The sequence below is a fragment of the Reichenbachiella sp. genome (assembly GCF_039944555.1).
Lineage (GTDB): Bacteria > Bacteroidota > Bacteroidia > Cytophagales > Cyclobacteriaceae > Reichenbachiella.
Genome location: NZ_JBDUYN010000012.1, coordinates 392,808 through 413,953 on the forward strand (window position 1 = coordinate 392,808; position 21,146 = coordinate 413,953).

The following is a 21,146-nucleotide window of genomic DNA, read 5'->3' on the forward strand; positions in this document are numbered from 1 at the left end:
AAAATTTTAGAATGGATGTATTTGCAAAAGATGTTGGTTGAAAAAAAAGATCTCTTACTACAATGCAGCAATAAGAGATCTTTTTTGTAGGCTCAAATGTTTATTCTAGAAGAATTCTTTAATCTTCTCGAAGAAGCCTTTTTCCCCTTTGCCAGGGTTAGGAGTGAAATTGTCGGAGTCTCTCATGCTTTCAAGCTTCTCTTTTTCATCCTTCGATAAAGTTTTGGGTGTCCAGATATTTACATGGATCAATTGGTCTCCTTTTCCATATCCATTGATGTCTTTGATTCCTTTACCACGTAGTCTTAATATCTTACCACTTTGAGTGCCTTGGTCAATTTTAATTTTAACCTTTCCATCAATAGTGGGGACTTCCACAGAAGTTCCAAGTACTGCATCAACAAAGTTCAGATAAAGATCATAGACAATGTTGTTGCCTTCTCTTTTGAGCTCATCACCTTCTTCTTCTTCTATTACAATAAGTAAATCGCCAGGCATGCCTCCGCCTGGAGCTTCATTTCCTTTGCCAGACATAGACAGCTGCATGCCATCTACTACACCAGCAGGTATTTTCACCGGTATGACCTCGTCTTTATAAGTCAAGCCGGAATTGTCAACTCCATTTGGTTTTTTATCAATGCTTTGGCCCGCACCATTACAAGTAGGGCAAGTAGATGCGGAAACCATTTGACCCAGCATAGTATTCACAACCTTTTTCACCTGACCACTTCCATTACAGGAGGGGCAATTTTTGAACGTGACGCCTTCTGCAACCACCAAGCGATTGACTTTTATTTTCTTTTCTACGCCATGAGCAATGTCTTCAAGCGTTAGTTTGAGTTTAATACGAAGATTGGTGCCTTTTCTGGCTCTGCCACGACCACCACCGCCACCAAAGAAACTGTCGAATGGACTACCTCCACCGCCACCGAAGATGTCGCCAAACTGGGAGAAGATATCGTCCATAGACATCCCGCCGCCACCGAATCCACCGCCGGCTGCACCGCCCATGCCTGCATGACCGAATTGGTCGTAACGTTGCTTTTTCTGAGAGTCGCTTAAAACTTCATAGGCCTCTGCAGCTTCTTTAAAGTTTTCTTCGGCCTGCTTGTCATCAGGATTTTTGTCCGGATGATATTTAATAGCCAGCTTTCGATAGGCTTTCTTGATTTCATCTGCGGATGCAGATTTGGATACTCCCAGTACTTCGTAATAATCTCTTTTTGCCATAACTATGCCCCGGTTACTACTTTCGCAAATCTGATCACCTTATCATTAAGCTGATACCCCTTTTCTACCACATCAACGATCTTTCCCTTGAGCTCCTCTTCTGGGGCAGGAATTTGTGTGATGGCTTCGTGATATTCGACATCAAAATCAGAACCTTTGTTTGCTTCGATTTTCTTGACTCCTTTTTGCTCCAGGATGCCTTTGAATTTGTTGTATATAAGATCAACCCCTTCTTTAACAGATTTGATATCTGCTTCTTCTGTCATAGACTGATCTGCTCTTTCAAAATCATCTAATACTGGTAAAAGGGACTGAATCAAACTTTCGTTTGCAGAATTTATTAGTTCAAGCTTTTCTTTAGAGGTTCTTCTCCTGAAGTTTTCAAATTCAGAATAAAGTCTGAGGTACTTATCCTTAGATTCATTTACCTCAGCCTGAAGTTTTTCTTCAGCGCTCAGCTCTACTTTTGGTTCTTCTTGCTTTTCTTCTTTTTCGGAAGTTGTCTCTTCGCTCTTCACCTGCTTTTCTTCCACTACAGTATCCTCCGACTTCTTGTCAGCTTTTTTACTATTTTTTGCCATTTGTATTCACAATTAAATGCTCCACTTGATTGACAATTACTTTGCCAATGGATTTTTTGTGACAGATTGTCCTAATATTTTCGTTTAATCTAATGTGTTGTCAGGCTAGGCATTGATATTTTCCCAGATCATATCCTTCAATTGATCCAGATTTTTTTGGGCTACGCTGGAAATAAATATGGAAGGAAGCTCATTCGGTACTTCCAGTTTCATCTCGTTTAATAATTCTTCATCAAGCATATCCGATTTGGTAATGGCCAACATTCTTTGCTTGTCCAATAATTCGGGATTGTATTTGGTCAATTCCTTGAGAAGTATTTCATACTCCTTTTTAATATCATCTGAATCCGCTGGAACCATAAAGAGCAGAATGGAGTTGCGCTCAATGTGCCTCAAAAATCGAATGCCAAGTCCTTTGCCTTCAGCAGCCCCCTCTATGATTCCGGGTATGTCCGCCATGACGAATGACTTATGATCTCGGTAGGCTACTACGCCAAGGTTAGGCACAAGCGTAGTAAAAGGGTAATTGGCTATTTCAGGTTTGGCCTCTGAAAGTACAGAAAGCAGGGTGGATTTACCAGCGTTGGGAAATCCTACTAGTCCTACATCAGCCAGGACTTTAAGTTCAAGAACAATCCATTCTTCTATGCCAGGTTCACCTGGTTGTGCATAGTGAGGTGTTTGATTGGTGGCAGTTTTGAAATTGTCATTACCTAGCCCACCACGACCGCCAGCAGTAAGAATAATTTCCTGGCCCTCCTCTAAAATTTCTACTCTCTTTTCACCGGTTTCGGCATCTTTAGCTATTGTACCTAATGGCACCTCCAGGATGATATCTTGACCTTCAGACCCGCTCCGGTTACCACCTTCACCTGGTTTACCATTTTCGGCAATGGCGTGCTTTTTATAACGAAGGTGAAGGAGTGTCCAGAGTTGACGATTGCCACGCAAAATGATATGTCCACCTCTTCCCCCATTGCCACCATCAGGCCCGCCTTTTGGTACATGTTTTTCCCTACGGAAATGCACGGAACCAGGTCCACCACTTCCCGAGCGAGAACAGAATTTTACGTGATCTATAAAGTTTGAAGATGCCACTTAGCTAAAGTTCAAAAAAGAAATGACAAAACCCAAGTGCACTTGCATTCTTGAATTTTGTCATTGATTTAAAAGTTTAAATTTTATAATCCGTCCATCACGCGACGAATCGCGAGATAGATTTCTTCGATAGCGCCCACGCCATGTATCCTGTTGTATTTGCCTTGCTTATCATAAAACTCTGCCACTGGTAGAGTCTCATTTTTGTAAACCTGAATTCGGTTATCTATTTTGGCCTCATCCTGGTCGTCAGATCGGCCAGATGTCTTACCTCTTTCGAGTAATCTGGTTTTTAATTCTGCGTCGGGTACATCCAGTCCAATCATTCCACTAATAGAAGTGTCAAATTCATTGAGCATGTCTTCTAGTGCAATGGCTTGTGCTACGGTCCTGGGAAAGCCATCAAAAATAAAACCCTGAGGGTCTACTGTTGTGGCAATTTTGTCTTTCACCATTCCTATCACTACTTCATCAGGCACAAGATTGCCTTCATCCATGTATTTCTGAGCCATCTTGCCGAGCTCTGTTCCTTCACCCAAATGCTTTCGAAACAAATCACCTGTCGAAAGGTGTACCAGTTGGTATTGATCTATTATTTTTTCACTCTGAGTACCCTTACCAGCACCGGGAGGACCGAATAATACGATGTTTAGCATGATTTAATATATTAGTGAGTTTGTTAGTATTCAATCAAAAAGGGGGCAAATATAATAAATAAATCGGGGTACAATTAGGCCTTTAATTGATACAATCCGGTAAGATTTCTGCCCTTTCCCTGGTAGTCCATCCCATATCCCACGACAAACAGTTTAGGTATTTCTTTTCCTACATAGTCTAGGGGTATGTTTTGCTTGTAAGCTTCGGGCTTAAAAAAAAGTGTAGCCACTTTTACTGACCCTACACCTTTATTTTTCAGTAGGCTCATGATGTGCGCGAGAGTAGTGCCGCTATCAACAATATCTTCTACTATCAAAACATGTTTTCCGGTCAGGTCCTCATTCAGTCCGATAAGGTCATTCACCTTGCCACTTGAGGAGGTCCCTTCGTAAGAAGCAAATTTCAGAAAACTAATTTCCGGATCGATTGTGAGAAATCTGGCCAGATCTGCAACAAATAAAAAGGAGCCATTCAGAATGCCGAGAATTAATAGTTCTTGGTCTTTGTAATCTTCGTCAATTTTTTGTGCAAGGGTTTTGATATAGGCTTGAATATCTTTTTCTGTCAGGAACTCCTCAAAATGCTTATCTCTTATTTGAATCATAATTTTTTCATCAGGTGTTGATAGAGACTCACCATAGCTTTGATATCGTCCTTATGTACTTTTTCATCTGGCGAATGGACATGATCCTCTGGTGCTCCCACAAAGCACCAATCAATAGGATAGGGAGAGAGTTGGATTTCACGTCCGTCGCTTCCGCCACTTCTCTCCACCTCTATCTGATAAGGTACGCCAGATTCTTCTGCCAAAGCGAGAATTTTGTTTACGAAAGTTCGTCTTGGAACACTAGAGTCACGCAAGGACACGACCACGCCATTGCCATGGGATACTCCTTCTGTAATCCAGGTAATATCTGAAACTAAGGCTTGTTTGACTTGGTAATGTTCATACATCCACTTACATAAATACGGAACAGTACCTCCTCCATGCTCTTCCCAGCAAGAAAAGATAATCAGTCCATCTTCTAGAGTCTCTGCTACTTTGAGTGCGCTAAATACGCCAAGGCGGTTATCTAAGTAGCAAGATTGAACGAATTCATCACTTTCCCTAAAATCAGACTTGAACACCAGGTCAGTGCCTGATTCTATTCCCCGTCCAAAATCATAAAACAGATGCCCCTCTTCTTCCTTTAATTTACATTCGATAGGACCCATGGCATCATATCCTACAAGTTTATAACCAGTTTCTGCTTCAGGACCTCCAATAGGTACGAGTTGATTTTCATACCTTACGGAAAAACCTATAGTGTCAATATGTGCAAATATGGAGGCTCTTGGTTTTCCAAACTTAAGAATAAGGCAATCCTGGAATTCATCACCGTAGATAAGTTCTGGCCTAACCTTCCATTTGCTTTGATTGGTTTTGACATAGTCAATCAGAAATTCAGTTAAGGCAGACTCATTTCCTGATGGCGCGAATATGCCACAAAGGGTTTTTAATAATTCAATATCCGTAGGCTGCATATATTCTTTTGAAAATTGAAGCACAAAAATCACAGTTTTTCGTCTAAATCAAATAGGTGCAACTAATTTTACAGTTCAATTCTACAAATACATGATTCAGGAAATTTTGAAGTACTTGCTAATCTACAGCTCCAGCGGTGTCAAATTTATTTTTGGTCCTGTATTCGGTGCTTCATTTGGCTATAGCGTTTTTTTTACTGGTACACTGACTATCCTGGGTATGATGACTACTGTGTATGTCTTTACCTTCTTCGGGACCAGGATCAGACATTTCAGCCAGCGAGTTTTTACTTCGAAAGATAAAAAGATATTTACCAAAAAGAACAGGAGGTATGTGCGGCTGTGGTTGAAGTATGGAGTGCCTGGCATGTCGTTTCTTACGCCAGTACTATTGTCACCACTTGGTGGAGCAATTTTGGTCAATGCCTTTGGCGGACGGAGAAAGGACATTATTAAGTATATGTGGATCAGCAGTATTTTTTGGGGATACCCCATGACATGGGCCGTGAAATTTGCAGGGCATTTACTGCCATTCCTCAATCTTAATGGGCAGTAATTTGATTCCATAAAGGCAATCTTTTATTCATTTTCTTACCTTTACCCACTAAGTGGGATTTAATACCCTGACGTTTACGTCGAATAAATAAAATTTTAGCCAATTCATACCTGATGGGCGTGCCCAGATACAGCTGATTCACATGAGTAAACCTGAGAAGAAACTATTCCTACTAGATGCATTTGCATTGATTTATCGTGCACATTTTGCATTTAGCAAAAATCCAAGAATCAACTCCAAAGGCATGAATACAAGTGCGGTCTTTGGATTTGTCAACTCACTTCTGGAAATCCTTCGAAAAGAAAAACCAACACATATTGGTGTTGCATTTGATACTAGTGCACCGACATTCAGACATATTCAGTTTCCTGAATATAAGGCGCATCGGGAGGAGACCCCTGAAGATATTCGAACCGCCACACCAATCATCAAAGACATATTGAAGGCATTCAATATTCCAATACTCCAGTTGGACGGATTTGAGGCCGACGATGTCATAGGTACCTTCGCCAAAGCGGCGGCACGAAAGGGCTTTGAAGTTTTTATGATGACGCCAGACAAGGATTATGCACAACTGGTGGAAGAGCATATTTATCTGTATAAACCAGCCTATATGGGTAATGGCGTAGATGTGCTAGGCATACCTGAGGTCCTTGCTAAGTTCGAAATAGAAAAAGTGGACCAGGTGCGAGACATACTGGGTTTGGAAGGAGATGCAGCGGATAATATCCCGGGAATTCCCGGCGTAGGAAAGAAAACGGCTATCAAATACTTGCAGGCTTATGGAACGGTTGAAGGATTGCTTGAAAACACAGCTGATCTAAAAGGCAAAATGAAGGAAAAGGTGGAGGAGTTTGGTCAGCAGGGAATTTTGTCCAAAGAGCTGGCCACCATCAAAATAGATGTTCCGCTCGAGTTTGACGAGGAGGCATTAGTTCATGTAGAACCCAATGAAGCCAAGGTCAAAGAGATCTTTGGCGAACTGGAGTTCCGTACCATGCTGAAAAGAATTTTTGATGTAGATGATGCGCCGGCTGCTACATCAAAAGCACCTGTCAAAAAGAAGGCTGTAGCTCCTTCGCAATTGGGTTTATTTGGCGATGCACCCGTGGAAGTACAATCCAGTGTCATTACTCAAGAAAAAAAAGATGCGAAGAACCACAAGCACGAATACCATTGTGTAGATACACCGGCGCTAAGAAAATCATTGGTCAAGTACTTATCGCTACAAGAGGAATATTGCTTTGATACTGAGACTACCAGTGTAAATCCGGAAGAAGCCGAATTGGTGGGAATAGCTTTTGCCTATGTGGCAGGAGAGGCCTATTATGTGCCGATTCCTTCGGATCAAAAGGAGGCACAAACCATCGTGGAAGAATTTCGAGCCGTATTAGAAAATGAAGATATTCGAAAAGTCGGCCAGAACCTGAAATATGACATTCAGGTGATGAAAAATTATGGTGTTGAGGTGAAAGGTAAGATGTTTGATACTATGCTGGCTCATTATCTCATAGATCCTGAATCAAGGCATAAAATGGACGTGCTGGCAGAAAACTATTTGAACTATACAGCAATCCCAATTGAGGATCTGATTGGAAAGGGTAAGGGGCAAAAAAACATGCGTGATATTGCTGTAAGTGAAGTAGTGGAATATGCTGCTGAAGATGCTGATATCACTTTACAGCTCAAACACAAACTGGCTGAAGAAATCGAAGAGCGTGACTTAGGAAAGCTACTTCATGAAGTAGAGGAGCCGCTGAGTATTGTTTTGGCTGATGTGGAGTATGCCGGAGTGAAAATAGATACAGATGTGCTGGGTGTGATGTCCAAAGAGTTGAATGACCTAAGTGTAATTGCACAGGATAAAATATTTGAATTGGCCGGCCAGGAATTCAACATCAACTCGCCAAAACAAATGGGAGAGGTTCTATTTGAGAAAATGCAGCTCGTAGACAAACCAAAGAAAACCAAAACAGGTCAGTATGCAACAGGTGAGGAAATATTGTCCAAACTGGCGCCAGAACATGAAATAGCGGAGCGAATTCTTGAATTCAGGGAATATCAAAAACTGAAGTCGACCTATGTGGATGCCCTACCGCTTTTGATCAGTAAAAAGGACGGATTGATTCATACGGATTATCGTCAGGCCGTAGCTGCCACAGGAAGACTTAGTTCGAATAATCCAAATCTCCAAAATATCCCAATTCGTACGGCCAAAGGCCGTGAGATTCGTAAGGCCTTTGTGCCGAGGGACAAGAATTATACGATTTTCGCTGCAGATTATTCACAAATTGAGTTGAGAATCATTGCGGCTTTCGCCAAAGATGAGCATATGATTGAGGCCTTCAAAAATGGCCAGGATATTCACTCTACTACGGCTTCAAAAGTGTTCAACGTACCCATGGCAGATATGACTCCTGACATTCGACGTAAGGCTAAAGAAGTCAACTTTGGATTGATTTATGGTATATCGGCCTTTGGCTTGTCTCAGAATATCGGAATATCCAGAACTGAAGCGGCCGAAATCATTGATTCCTACTTCACCCAGTTCCCTAATATTAAGAGGTACATGGATGATCAGGTCAATTTTGCCAAGGAGCATGAATATGTGGAGACCATTTTGGGACGTCGTAGATATCTACGTGACATTAATTCCAGAAACGCTACTGTGCGTGGATTTGCAGAGAGAAATGCCGTGAATGCTCCTATTCAGGGTAGTGCCGCAGACATCATCAAAGTGGCTATGATCAATATCCATGAATGGATGAAGAAGGAAAACCTTCAATCCAAAATGATTATGCAAGTGCATGATGAATTGGTTTTTGATGCTCATCAAGACGAATTGGCGATGCTCCAAAAGAAAGTTGAAGAACTGATGAAGCATGCGATTCCGCTGGATGTACCTATGGAGGTAGGCATGGGTATTGGTGAAAACTGGTTACAAGCGCATTAAAGATTAATTGTTTAGGGATTAGTATCAAACTCATTGCAAGGGTTCGGGTTAGATAAGTTTTGCCAGACCTATTTCATACCACATATACGTCATGAGTCGCAACGAATTCTTGAAGTTATGTTGTGGTGTGATTTATTCATAATTTGATCTATTATATCACATCTATCATTTTAAGTAAATTGCCCCGCTTAAAATTCGATCCGTTATCAAGCTTTTTTGGTTATAAATTAGTAGCCATCTAATAGATTCGCCTGCGTCTACTAGGCTTTTATACCTAGACTGCAATTAGGTACATAAGCCTATTTTACATGTTATTATAGGTATATTCCTTTAAGTATTTGTTAAAGGCATACCTCCTAATTATATTAATCTCAGCATTGGAGGATTAGAGATATTCACATTAATTCTTTTAGACATGAGCCAAACTAACCAAATAAAAAGCAAGTGGTGCCATATATGGTACGACTCTGAATTGAATGCCATAGGTGCCAACTGGCAGGGTTTCCCCAACGTAGAGCAGGTGAGAGAAAGTTGCGAATTCATGAGCAACTTTATTCTCGAAAACCAGGTCAAGCATCACTATAGTAACCAATTGAACCTCAAAGTTCTTTCTAAGGAGGTTCAGAATTATTTAGTCTCGGATTGGTTTCCTTCTGTAGAAAAGATTGGACTCGAACGAATCGCAGTGCTTGTCTCTTTCGACCCATATGTAAAGGCAGCAATGGACAAGGTAAACAATAGCTACCTCGGAAAAGGAGGTCTTGAAATTTTCACCTTTGGACTTGAGAAGGACTGCTTGAATTGGCTCAAGGTAAGTCGTTCACCAATTGATGAAAACCAACAATTGGTTAATAAAATATCTGCCTTTCAGATGTTGAAGGTAGATGAGGAGGTAAAGAAATTGGATCCGTTGAAAATAGATCCGCATTTGAGTTTGATCACTGAGTACAACGCCGAAGGAAATGTGCCGGGTTTGGTCAAACTACTTCAAAGTAAGCTTCCTACACCTAAGCAACTCGATGCCTATGACTTTTATACCTCTCTCGCCTGCATGCGTGATATTGGTATTTTCCTAGGGTCAATCAAAAGGCACGATGTCGAACCTATCGAGGCTATACCACAATTAGAATATATTCTGGATGAACTCAGTATAAAGACAAACCTCCCACCAAGAGATACCCTATTGCACTACACAGTATGGAATCCGGATGGCGACCGCAAGAGAAGGTACACTGCGGTAAAAGATGAAATTGATTTGATGAAGAGTGTGGTTGAATCCTTTCCTGCTATGGAAGGGGCTATTGACCACTTGATCAAATTGCATCATACTCCCATGGAATCCCCCTATTACAAAGAGCTCTGTGAAAAGGCTGGGGCAAATTTTAAACACGTAATTGACGCCATAGTCTTTGCTCATAGAACGGTATCTCCAGAATTCTTTGCCAGGGAACTACGGTTTTACTATGACCCGATTATTTTCAATAATGAAGAGCTTATCGGCCCGGGTGCTGTAGAGCTACCCATGTTTGTCTACGACCATTTACTCTGGAGTTCACAGATTTTGGATGAAGAATATGTTGAATTCAAAACCAAATATTTGCCCTACAATTTGTCATTCATGCGCGACATCTATGATTTCTATGCGGGTAACGAGAGCTTACTTGATGTAGCCATTCGCAAATTGAACGAAAATCCGAATGATCAAGTCATAGAATCGGCGCAGGCACTCTTGAAACTTTGCAATATGCAAAAAAGCTTCAGAATGCCACATAAAAAACTGGCGGAAGAATCATACAAACATCAGGAAGAAACTGGGCAGGATAAAGGTAGTGGTGGCTATTCTACGGATATCCTGCATTTTATTCAAGAAGCAAATAATCAGCGGATAGATGCATTAAAAAATACTATTGCGGAGCAGACGAAAGTCAAAGAATCGAGTTATCAATCGCAATAGTTTAATTGTTACAAACATTTTATTAATCAAACTATTTATTAGAAATGGAGAAAAATCTAGTATTCGACAAGAAGCATTGCAAAATTGAAATGGATGAATCAAATGGAATCCTTTACACCAAGTGGTCGGGATTTATCCAATTGGATCAGGCTAAGGAAGGCAGTGAATTTATGACAAAATACATCAAGGAGAATGGAGTGAAGCTTCATCTAAGCGATCACCTTGATTTGAAAGTAGTGACCGAAGAACTTAAGGACTATTTGACAAAGGAATGGTTCCCTGCTGTTGAGCGAGTGGGATTGAGAAAGGTATCTGCTCTCGTATCAAAGAATATCTATACTAGGTCAAGTGTGGATGACATCAACAGCAGAGTGCAGCTGGGAAATCTGACTATTGAGAATTTTAATACTGTAAAAGATTGTGAGGACTGGCTGTTGAAATAGTCGGTATCTACGCTGTAAATGAGTAAGAACGCCCAGCAGGCAATCAGCGCAGTATTATGTGAGAAAAATTATTTTAATAAATCAGGTACTTAAACATAATGCTACATGAATTCAATAAACAAAGAAGTTGTTGTAATTGGTGCTGGCCCTGCAGGGCTTCAGCTTGGTTATTATCTAGAAAAAAACGGATTAGACTATGTCATCCTTGAAAAGGCTCAGCAGGCAGGAGCTTTCTTCAAAAAATTCCCTCGCCATCGTAAATTGATTTCCATCAACAAGGTACACACCGGGTTTGAGGATAAGGAAATTAACATGCGGTTTGATTGGAACTCTCTTTTGAGCGATGAGTATGAACCGCTATTTAAAGATCTGACTAAAGAATATTTTCCCGATGCAGACGCATTCGTCGAGTACCTGGATAATTTCAGAGCGAAACATGAACTGAAGGTTGAATTCAATGCGAATGTTAAGAAGATATCTAAGGTTGACGAAGAGTTCCATGTTGATTTAGGTAATGGCCATTCTTATGTCTCCCCAAATGTAGTAGTCGCTACTGGTACGTCACTTCCCTATTTACCAGATATCAAAGGCATTGAGTTTGCTGTCCCATATACTGAATGCTCAATTGACACAAAAGATTTTGAAAACAAAAGAGTTCTTATTTTGGGAAAAGGGAACTCAGCATTAGAAACGGCCGATCATTTAATAGCTAGTGCATCAAAGATTCACGTCTGCAGTCCAAATACAGTTAAAATGGCTTGGAAGACTCACTTTGTTGGTCATGTGAGGGCTGTTAATAATAACTTCTTGGACACTTATCAACTGAAATCTCAGAATGCTTTGATTGATGGAGATATTGATATGATCGAGAAATTAGAAGACGGAACATTTGCAGTGACAATAAAGTATGGTAATGCGGACGGAGAGGTTGAGCAATTGATTTATGATTCGGTGATTGCGTGTACCGGTTTTAGATTCGACACCTCCATATTTGATGATCAAGCAAAACCACAGTTGGCTATAGATGACAGGTTTCCGGATCAAAACGAAAGATGGGAGTCGGTAAACGTGAAAGGTATGTTCTTTGCCGGAGTGATTACGCAAATGAGAGATTTTAAAAAATCCACTTCTGGGTTTGTTCATGGATTTAGATACAATTGTGAATGCCTCTTTCACATTTTACATAAGAAAATAAAAGGAAAAGACTGGCCATTTACGACCTTGAAGGCAGAGTCCAAGGAAATGACCGATTTGATTATTAAAAATGTAAATAGGACCTCAGCATTGTGGCAACAATTTGGATTCATTTGTGATGCCATTCTAATAGATGGAAACGAAGCCAAGTATCTTAAGTCTATTCCGGTTGATTATCTGCACAAGCAAGCCATGCCAAATTTGGACGAATATTATACCATTACATTAGAATATGGCAACGAAATATTTGAGAAGTCGCCTAACCCGTTCAACATTAGTAGAGTACATCGAAATGACATAAAAAACGCACACAAGAGCGCTTTTTTACATCCGATAATTCGAAAAATATACAAAGGCAGACAGGTGGCAGAGCACCATATCATTGAGGACTTTGAAAATAGATGGGATGAACTTCCTATCCATATTCAACCATTGGCGGAATTTTTTGAAAAGCATCTGTTGTCGGACAATTCTTCAGATCTCTTGAAAGGGTTGAAGAGTTCTGAGAACATGGTAAAAGCAATGGTGTAATCACGGTAGCCAGAAAAGAGTACTATCCTTATAATGACGAAGCAGCAGGGTTTTCGATATCCTGCTGTTTTTTTTATTGATCTTTAGCTACCCAGAATGGTGATTACAACTTTTCTGGACCCACCGTAATTTCTATGTTCACAAAGATATATTCCTTGCCAGGTACCTAAATTCAGTTTTCCGTGGCTTACGGGAATGGATACCGAACAGCCTAATAGGGATGATTTAATGTGAGCAGGCATATCATCAGATCCTTCGTAGGTGTGTCGATAATATGGTGCACTTTCAGGCACGAACGTATTGAAGTGACTCTCAAAATCTTCTCGTACAGTTGGGTCTGCATTTTCGTTGATAGTAAGACTGGCAGACGTGCGTTTGATGAAAACCTGTAGGATTCCAATTGAAATTTTCTGCAATTCGGGTATTGCATTCAATATCTCATCTGTGACCAAATGAAAACCTCTGGGTCGGGGGTCTAGCGATATTTCCTTTTGAAAACTGACCATGTTCTAAATTCAGCCTTTCCTTCAATTAATCAAAATCCCTACGCAACTAATTTTCGCAGCTGGTAGCACATTTCGGTTATGGTAATTCTTTATTTTCTGTGTAAATTGAAGCTTCAAAAAGCACGTATTATTTCGATTTGAATGTCATTGGATTGCAGTGAGCCAGGTGCCTTACGGATCAAATGATATACTAAGAGAATTTTTCAAATTCAATTAAGCAACGGTGAAAAAGTATTGCGGGCTTTTGATTTTTTGTTTTATAGCATACAGCCATTTGTATGCTCAGGTCAGGTTTGTTATCGAATCTTTACCAGAGGCCACCCCGGCTACGGATTCAATATTTATTACTGGAACTTTCAATGGTTGGAATACCAGTGACCCGGCTTATTTGCTAGAGAAACAACCTAACGGTCAACTGGCCATAACTTTGACCATACCTGAGCTTATAGCAGAATATAAATTTACCCGCGGAGACTGGTTAAAAGTTGAAACAGGCAAGAAGAATGAATATATTCCAAATCGTGTAATTGCGGCTACAGATCAAAATCAGACGGTGGTAGTTAAGGTCGAAAATTGGCAAGACTTGGGAGGAGCACGAAGTTTTGAATATCTCATTTTCTATTACTTCGCAGTTGCTTTCCTGGCGCTGATTCTCGTCCTGGTTAGTAGAAGAATATTCCAAAAGGATATAAGCAAGAGCCGTTTGTTTATAACGTTTAATGGCTTGATCATCATATTGTTTACAGGGATTGTGACTTACTATGTAGTGAACCCTATTTGGCAAACCTATCTGATCATTGTCGGTCAGGTTTTGTTTTTTATTTGGGGACCAGTGCAGTACTTATTCCTTAAATCCCTACAGTCAAAGGATAAAGTGACATTAAGTTGGTTCCATTTAGTTCCAATAGCAACTGCTGTTTTGCTTACTCTGCTTATGATTTTACTTCCAGAGAAAGTGATGATTCTTACCACATTTGTGGGAGCTAGCTTGCCTTTGAATAAATTATTAATGGTCGGTACCGGTGCGTTTTTGGTGTTGACCTATGTACTCAAATTGACCTTAGAGCAAAGAAGAACAACGGAGATCAGAAGACAAGACTTATCTTTTTTTACCACACTGTTTATTTTGGTAAACCTTACCGCCGCGGTTTTCGTCCTCCAAAGCCTTTTTGTGGAATACATTGGGAATTCCCGCGTGGAGTGGGTAGAGTTCAAATTTATTTTTGCCGTCATCTCCATCTTGGTTTGGGCTGAGGTATACGTATTATGGAGAGACACACACTTCTTTAAAGAAAAGTCTCAATCTTATCATATTGATTCAGCTGATGAATTGCTTTCAAAACTTAATGTATTGATGGAAAAAGATAAAATATATTGCGAAGCAGAGCTAAGTTTGAGCCGTTTAGCAGAAAGGATTGGTACAAAATCTCACATATTGTCAAAATTGTTAAACGAACATTATGAACAGAGTTTCAGAGATTTTGTGAATGCTTATCGAGTGGCAGAATTTATAGAATTGGCAAATGCAGGTAGCTTGGAAAAGCTTACCTATTTAGGGTTAGCACATGAGGTGGGATTCAATTCTAAGTCTACTTTCAATCTTGCCTTCAAAAAAATTACCAATCGAAGCCCGAGAGAGTATTTCAAGACATTTGTGATGTAAATGACTTATTCACAAGGTGTTATCAAAATCACAAAACGCATCCTATCTTTTATTTCTTGACTGATTTTAGAAAATAGGACGTTTTTAACTACCCTAAAGATCACATTTGAAGACTTGATTAATGGTTAATCAGGCAGCTATTGAAAGATGCTGTTCATTTCAAATTAAAATCGACATGATCAAAAAACTTACTTTAATGATTTTGTGCACACTCCTATATGCTTCGAATAGTCAAGCTCAGGATGATGTGATGATGCAAGCGTTCTATTGGAATCTCCCGGTAGACGAAACAAATCTGGACGGAGACTGGTGGGACAACCTGTCCAATAAATCTTCCTATCTAAAAAACGCGGGATTTACCGGACTTTGGCTTCCCTCTCCTGCTAAAGGTAACTGGGGTATAATAGATATGGGGTATGGGATTTATGACCATTATGACCTTGGTAACTACAACCAAAAAGGATCTACAGAAACCAGATTTGGTAGCCGGGCTGAGTTGGAAGCGATGATTGCAGACATGCACGATACCAGTGGAGGCAAACCGAAAATTGAGGTGTATGCGGACATTGTTTTGAACCATGTTTACTCAAATGATGATGATGAAGAGGCCAATCCGGCTGTTAAAGCATACATGTTTGCGGAGGCATTTACCAACGGTTCACAACATGTACCTTATCCAGCCAATGAAATCAAATGGACTATACCTAATGCTGGTACCGGAGATTATTACATCAAGATCAAAGGTTTCGAAATGGACTGGGGAAGCTATGATAAAAGAGGGTATGAAGTGACCATAGATTGGACGGGCTCTGGTGATCTCACTACATATACGTGGGAGAGCGAGCCTAATGGAGGTGGAGGCTCATTTGACGTATTCCCGGGATCGGGGCAGATCATGAGAGGTTTCATCGGCTCTTCCTCTGATATTGATGAATATAAAGTGACTGTAGGAAGTGCTCATGATATAGTAATCAAATTGAAGGCCATAGACAATACTAGTGGCTGGAATTGGGGGGACCAAAACCATGGACTATACCCAAGCGAAATCTGGTACAATGGGAACAACTTGGCATCAACCACTCTTGAAGCCCGCACCAATACAGGAATAAATTATGTGACGCATACGGGCACAGGAGAAGCTAATCACAGTTGGAATTACTCACATTTCCATCCGGTGGATGGCAACGACTGGCTGGGTGACTGGGGAGGAGATGAGATCATTCCCAACACGAAAGGGTTTGGCAATGATTTTAACACCTACAGCGCTACAGTCAAAACCCGTTTTCAAGATTGGGGAGAGTGGTTATCAGATGAAATAGGGTTTGATGGTTATCGTCTGGATTTTGTAAGAGGATTTCAAGCCGACTATGCTGCGGATTGGGTCAACAGTCTACCTTTACTAAATGGTAGTCAAAGATTCATAGTGGGCGAGTATTGGGGCTCTGATTCTAGAATCAACGATTGGGTGAATGATCTGGCAGCAGACGGTGCTGACGCAGATGGCTTTGATTTCCCACTCAAGTCTTCTTTGACAGATATGTGCAATGGTAATAGTAGTTACGATATGCGCTGGCTAAACAATGCTGGTATGGTGAGAAACGGCAATGGTCATTCCCTTCCCGGCACTTCTGTTGTAACATGGCTCGATAATCATGATACAGGCAAGGAGCACGACAAATGGGTGACCCAAGACTGGAAAATGGGCTATGCGTATATTTTAACTCACGAAGGCCGTCCATGCGTATTCTACCCTCACTACTACAATGTAACATTGATAGACAATCATGATTCGAATCTTACTGTTACTGCTCCGGCAAGTCTGCAGTCAGATATCAACAAGCTGATGTTTGTTCGCTCTACCTATCTGGGAGGAACACTGGAAGTGCTTAGCGATGTAGGTAACCCTTACCCATCAGGAGACGCACACGATGTGTATGTGGCGAGGCGTGCGGGTAATGGAACTAAAGATGGAGCCATTGTTGTAATCAACAATAGCTCTTCAACAAAGGGGCTTTGGGTCGATATTTCACCGTCAGGTTGGTCTAGTTGGGACAACACAGTTCTCGTAAATGCATTTGACAATACACAGACAACACAAGTATATGGAAGTGGTCGTGCATGGGTGGAAGCACCGGCGAGAGGTTATGCGGTATACGTAAAGCAGGGGGAGTATGTAGCATATACAGCACCATCGGCAAGAACACGTGATTTGGGATTGGGAGATCAATTGAAGGACAATCAGGAATTTAAATTGTCGAATATCTACCCTAATCCGGTTGTCAATGGCTTTTCTAATTTGGAAGTTGATCTACCTGAAGCCGGTTTAGTTGCCATTCAAATTGTTGATTTATGGGGCCGGACTGAAAGAAAGATCGAATTGCAAAAGGAGGCTGGCCATCATACGATCCGTCTGGATGTGAAAAATCTGTCTACAGGGTACTATCTCTATAAATTCGCGTACAAGGATAAAGCGACTCAGACCAAACCTTTTTTAATTAAAAACTAGTAGCAATCAGCGATTGGTAATAGAAAGCTCCCTGAATTAGTTCAGGGAGCTTTATTTTTTTATTGAGTGAATCCACTTTTTGAATCAAGCAACTGTTTGGCCATAGCCGCTCCAATCAGAGATTCTAATGGGGTCCCTCCCTTCTGGCCTCCACCAGTGATCATGGTTTGAGGGAATTGAATCTTAGAAACTTCTTGTGCTACACCTACAGCTGTTTTGTATTGCCATTCTGCCTTTTCCTGAGGGGTAAGACCCGCAGATACCAGTTTAGCATTTTCATAGGCTTGCGCATCCGCAGCTACCTTACGCTGTTGAGATTTGAGTCGCTCAGTTTCTAAAGCGATAGCAGCGAGTTCTTTGTTTGTCTTCTCCTGCTTAAGTTTGGTTTCAATCGCAATCAACTTCTTGACCTGATCGGTTTCTTGAGCTACTCTTTCGGCAGCCTTATCTCTCTCACCTTCAGCCAATATTCTTTGTTGTGATGACTTAGCCGTTTCTATTTTTTGCTGCTCAAGCTGCCTTTTGGCAGATTCATCACGTTGGGCTTCCAACCTTTCTTTAAAAGCACCTTCCAACACCACATCATCTACAATGACCTGAGATACAATGATATTGTTTTCTGTGATTTCATGAGATATCCTTTTCGGTACACCTTCCAACAATATCTTGTTTACCGAATAGGAAGTTTGTATTTCTTTGATTTTCCGTACATTGTTGGCTTGCTGGATGTCAGAATAAACAGTGTCTCTATTCTCCAATTTTTCAACAGCATAAGCACCATCTTTGAGCTGTTCGTCCAGTGTTTGGCGAAAGCTCTGTGCTTCCCCAGAGATATAATCCTGTGCGGCAAACATGTATCCGGTATTATTGGTTTGCTCACGCACGGTCGGAATTAACGTGTTGTTTACCAAATTGGACATGCTTCTAAATTTGATGGCCAAGGTCTCAAAACTCTCCTCGTCAAGGGGTAATTGAAATCTACAGGAGATATACACCGTGGCCGTTACCTGATCAATAAAGCGAATGGGGATAGGAGACATGACTCCTTCAATGCCATGCGTACTTCCTTTATCATCTACGACTTTTACATCAATATACTTTTGCCAGGGAGTGATTTTTGCAAATCCTCTGAATTTAATTCCCTGATTGGTCACCACACTTGTGTTTCCTGTTGGGAAAACCAGAAAGTATTGCTCTGTTGCGTCTGCCCAAAAAAACAGATAGGGCAGCAGCGCCATGGATGTCCCTATAATCATAATGGCCGCAGCAATTTTTTGACTAAACATGAGAAGAAATGGAGGGGCTTTTGAGCGAACTTTCCGCTCGCCTTCAAACACATTTTCTTCGGCCAGCTGAGGGCGAAGCAGATAAATAATTAAGCCAATAACGGCAAGAAAAATTCCAATTGTGATCATAATGTAAGTGTTTATTTGTTCAGAAATAACCAATGATTCTATCTGTTAATGACAGAAAAGTTAGTTATGTCAACATCTTAATCGGTTTTTATAGATTCTCCAAAATGAAATCTGTCATCATAGTGAATAGATGAGTAATGTTCTTTTCCTTCCAAGAAGGTGATGAGTGAATTTCATCTGGGTAATAGAATGACCTGAACTGCTTACCTTGACTGATCAGTTCGTTTTGAAGGGTGACTGCATTCTGAAAATGAACATTGTCGTCCCCCGTACCGTGAACAAGAAGATACTTTGATTTCAATTTTCCAGCATTATTGATGATTGAGTGCTTGGCATATCCTTCAGGATTATCTTGCGGTCTTCTCAAGTATCTCTCAGAATAAATAGTGTCATAGTATTTCCATAAAAATGGAGAGATGGCAATTCCTGCCTTAAATATTTCTGGTCCGGTCATCAAAGCCAACGACGAAATATAGCCACCATAGCTCCAGCCCCAAATACCTATTCGATCTTTATCGACGAAGGGAAGTGTCCCCAGGTATTTAGCAACAGCTACCTGGTCTTCAGCTTCTAATTTGCCCATATTCATATAGGTCATTTTCTTGAAATCAACGCTTTTACCTCCAGTACCACGACAGTCCACAGCTACCACGATGTACCCTTTTTGAGCCAGTAGCTGATGCCACATGAAGTGTCGACCCTGCCATTCATTCTTTACATCTTGCGATCCAGGCCCGCTGTACTGATAGATCAATACTGGGTGTTTTTTTGTGCTGTCCATATTACTGGGCTGCACCATATAGGCATTGAGCAATTTTTTGTCAGCAGCGTCTATCTGGAAGAGTATCTTTTCGACTAACCCATACTCAGCTGTTGTTTCTTTTAAGGCCGCATTGTCTTGAATGACCTTCACAAGCTTATTGCCTTTGGTCATTATCAGGGAGACCTCCATTGGGCTGGTTGCCGAATGATTGAAATTAATGTAATATTTGAAATCTTTGCTCATATCGGCTTTGTTGATACCGGGTTTAGTACTGAGCTGGGTTTTACCATTGCCTTTGTAGTCGACCTTGTATACTTGGCGCTCCAAAGACGAACCTTCGGTAGAGGTGTAATACAGCACTGGTGTTTTTGTGCGCTGATCCAGGCCTATCAATTTTTCTGCATTGAAAGCGCCTGAGGTAGCTTTGTATTCTAGCTGACCATCCATACGATGAATGTAAAAGTGCTTGTATCCTTCTCGTTCCGAAGACATTAAAAAGTGTGTGCCATTGTCCAAATAAATCCACTCCTTCGTGTAAGTCGCGTGAATGTATGTTTTCGTTTTATCTGTTAGGATATTCGTTGCTGATTTAAACTTGGTGCTGTAGTGAAAAATATCTTGCTGATTCTGCAATCTGTTTAGCCTTTTGACGGCAAGAATGTCAGAATCTGTGGTCCATTGTATATTGGGGATGTAGATATCCGTATCCTTACCGAGATCCACTATCTGAGTTGTGTTGTCTTTTAGATTGTAAACCTTGATGTTCACAATAGAGTTGGCCTCTCCAGCTTTTGGATACTTATATCGATAGTTTCTCGGATAGAGAGCACCTTCGTCCCAGTACTGTAGGTTATACTCCTTTACCTGACTTTCGTCAAACCGATAATAGGCCAATTTTTCAGAGTTGGGAGACCAAAAGAAAGCTTTAGTCAGATAAAGTTCTTCTTCATAGACCCAGTCGGTAGAGCCGTTGATGACGCTACCCTTTTTCCCATCTTTTGTCACCTGATTCTCAGACATATTTACCAGCTTCACAAAAAATAAGTTGTTGTCACGAACAAAGGCCACGTTTTGGTTGTCCGGCGAAACGGTCGCGTAAGATTGCCTGCCGTTTGGAGAAAGCTTCTTCAACTCCTTGCCTTTGAAAGTGTAGATATAGTATTCGGCCGTAAATGACCGTCTAAATATCTTCTTCTTGTCTGTAAGTAGCAGCAAGCGAGATTCATCGGAAGTGAATTTATAATCATCCAATTTTAGATTTAAAGCCTTGCCGTCTATAATTACAGAATCCATAACACCAGTGGTCACATCATAGCGAACGATTTTATTTTCTTCAAGTGCTGTATAATACTGGCCATCGTTCATCCAGTTGAGGCTAGATACCGTTTCTTGTTCGAAGACTTTTTTCTCGTAGATATCTTCGATGGTGATTTGTTTTTGAGCCCGAGCAGAAAAGCAAAGGATAAGTAACAGAGCAACTGCGTAAAATTTCATGATAAGCGGGGTTGTTTGATTTTCACAAATATAAAATAATGCGCTAAAGCACCTAATAGAATGGACGAGAGTAGTGGT

The 21,146-nt window shown here is 40.8% G+C and carries 16 protein-coding genes; 7 read left to right on the forward strand and 9 right to left on the reverse strand.

Annotated features, from left to right (window positions below; genetic code table 11):
* Positions 1 to 105 precede the first annotated feature (105 nt).
* From dnaJ to ABJD64_RS19305, 6 genes are all read right to left on the reverse strand, one after another.
* Positions 106 to 1,230, reverse strand: a complete 1,125-nt coding sequence (gene dnaJ, locus ABJD64_RS19280) for a molecular chaperone DnaJ (RefSeq protein WP_348180617.1) — start codon at positions 1,228 to 1,230, stop codon at positions 106 to 108.
* A 2-nt stretch (positions 1,231 to 1,232) separates the two neighbouring features.
* Positions 1,233 to 1,811 (reverse strand): nucleotide exchange factor GrpE, encoded by a 579-nt coding sequence (locus ABJD64_RS19285; RefSeq protein WP_348180616.1) that lies wholly within the window; start codon positions 1,809 to 1,811, stop codon positions 1,233 to 1,235.
* A 105-nt stretch (positions 1,812 to 1,916) separates the two neighbouring features.
* Positions 1,917 to 2,909, reverse strand: a complete 993-nt coding sequence (gene obgE, locus ABJD64_RS19290) for a GTPase ObgE (RefSeq protein ID WP_348180615.1) — start codon at positions 2,907 to 2,909, stop codon at positions 1,917 to 1,919.
* An 83-nt stretch (positions 2,910 to 2,992) separates the two neighbouring features.
* Positions 2,993 to 3,565: an adenylate kinase gene (locus ABJD64_RS19295; protein ID WP_348180614.1), complete on the reverse strand. Its 573-nt coding sequence runs from the start codon at positions 3,563 to 3,565 to the stop codon at positions 2,993 to 2,995.
* 74 nt (positions 3,566 to 3,639) lie between these two features.
* A complete protein-coding gene (hpt, locus tag ABJD64_RS19300) occupies positions 3,640 to 4,170 on the reverse strand; it encodes a hypoxanthine phosphoribosyltransferase (protein ID WP_348180613.1) in 531 nt (176 codons plus the stop codon).
* Positions 4,167 to 5,090, reverse strand: coding sequence for a M20/M25/M40 family metallo-hydrolase (locus tag ABJD64_RS19305; protein WP_348180956.1), 924 nt, complete (start codon positions 5,088 to 5,090; stop codon positions 4,167 to 4,169). Before ABJD64_RS19305 ends, hpt begins: the two co-directional genes overlap by 4 nt.
* 91 nt (positions 5,091 to 5,181) lie before the next feature.
* Between ABJD64_RS19305 and ABJD64_RS19310 the strand changes: the two genes are divergently transcribed.
* The 5 genes from ABJD64_RS19310 (at position 5,182) to ABJD64_RS19330 (ending at position 12,721) form a co-directional block, all read left to right on the forward strand.
* Positions 5,182 to 5,646, forward strand: a complete 465-nt coding sequence (locus ABJD64_RS19310; RefSeq protein ID WP_348180612.1) for a hypothetical protein — start codon at positions 5,182 to 5,184, stop codon at positions 5,644 to 5,646.
* 142 nt (positions 5,647 to 5,788) lie between these two features.
* Entirely contained in the window at positions 5,789 to 8,599 is a 2,811-nt protein-coding gene (gene polA / locus ABJD64_RS19315; protein WP_348180611.1) for a DNA polymerase I, read from the forward strand.
* Positions 8,600 to 9,014: 415 nt separating this feature from the next.
* The gene (locus ABJD64_RS19320) at positions 9,015 to 10,553 is read left to right on the forward strand and encodes a monodechloroaminopyrrolnitrin synthase PrnB family protein (RefSeq protein ID WP_348180610.1); all 1,539 of its coding nucleotides are present in this window, start codon (positions 9,015 to 9,017) and stop codon (positions 10,551 to 10,553) included.
* Positions 10,554 to 10,597: 44 nt separating this feature from the next.
* Complete coding sequence (locus ABJD64_RS19325; RefSeq protein ID WP_348180609.1) at positions 10,598 to 10,996, forward strand: hypothetical protein; 399 nt, start codon at positions 10,598 to 10,600, stop codon at positions 10,994 to 10,996.
* Between the two features lie 105 nt (positions 10,997 to 11,101).
* Positions 11,102 to 12,721, forward strand: coding sequence for an NAD(P)-binding domain-containing protein (locus ABJD64_RS19330; RefSeq protein WP_348180608.1), 1,620 nt, complete (start codon positions 11,102 to 11,104; stop codon positions 12,719 to 12,721).
* An 83-nt stretch (positions 12,722 to 12,804) separates the two neighbouring features.
* Here ABJD64_RS19330 and ABJD64_RS19335 read toward each other — a convergent pair whose 3' ends face one another.
* Positions 12,805 to 13,227, reverse strand: a complete 423-nt coding sequence (locus ABJD64_RS19335; RefSeq protein WP_348180607.1) for a secondary thiamine-phosphate synthase enzyme YjbQ — start codon at positions 13,225 to 13,227, stop codon at positions 12,805 to 12,807.
* A gap of 223 nt (positions 13,228 to 13,450) precedes the next feature.
* On the opposite strand from ABJD64_RS19335, the gene ABJD64_RS19340 reads away from it, so the two are divergent.
* Positions 13,451 to 14,890 carry a helix-turn-helix domain-containing protein gene (locus ABJD64_RS19340; protein WP_348180606.1) on the forward strand — a complete coding sequence of 480 codons (1,440 nt, stop codon included), beginning with the start codon at positions 13,451 to 13,453 and terminating at the stop codon, positions 14,888 to 14,890.
* A gap of 175 nt (positions 14,891 to 15,065) precedes the next feature.
* On the forward strand, positions 15,066 to 17,396 hold the full coding sequence (locus ABJD64_RS19345) for a T9SS type A sorting domain-containing protein (RefSeq protein WP_348180605.1): 2,331 nt from the start codon (positions 15,066 to 15,068) through the stop codon (positions 17,394 to 17,396).
* Positions 17,397 to 17,455: 59 nt separating this feature from the next.
* On the opposite strand, the gene ABJD64_RS19350 is transcribed toward ABJD64_RS19345, so the two are convergent.
* Both ABJD64_RS19350 and ABJD64_RS19355 read right to left on the reverse strand, forming a co-directional pair.
* Positions 17,456 to 18,811: a hypothetical protein gene (locus tag ABJD64_RS19350; RefSeq protein ID WP_348180604.1), complete on the reverse strand. Its 1,356-nt coding sequence runs from the start codon at positions 18,809 to 18,811 to the stop codon at positions 17,456 to 17,458.
* A gap of 88 nt (positions 18,812 to 18,899) precedes the next feature.
* Positions 18,900 to 21,068, reverse strand: a complete 2,169-nt coding sequence (locus ABJD64_RS19355; protein WP_348180603.1) for a S9 family peptidase — start codon at positions 21,066 to 21,068, stop codon at positions 18,900 to 18,902.
* Between the last annotated feature and the right edge of the window lie 78 nt (positions 21,069 to 21,146).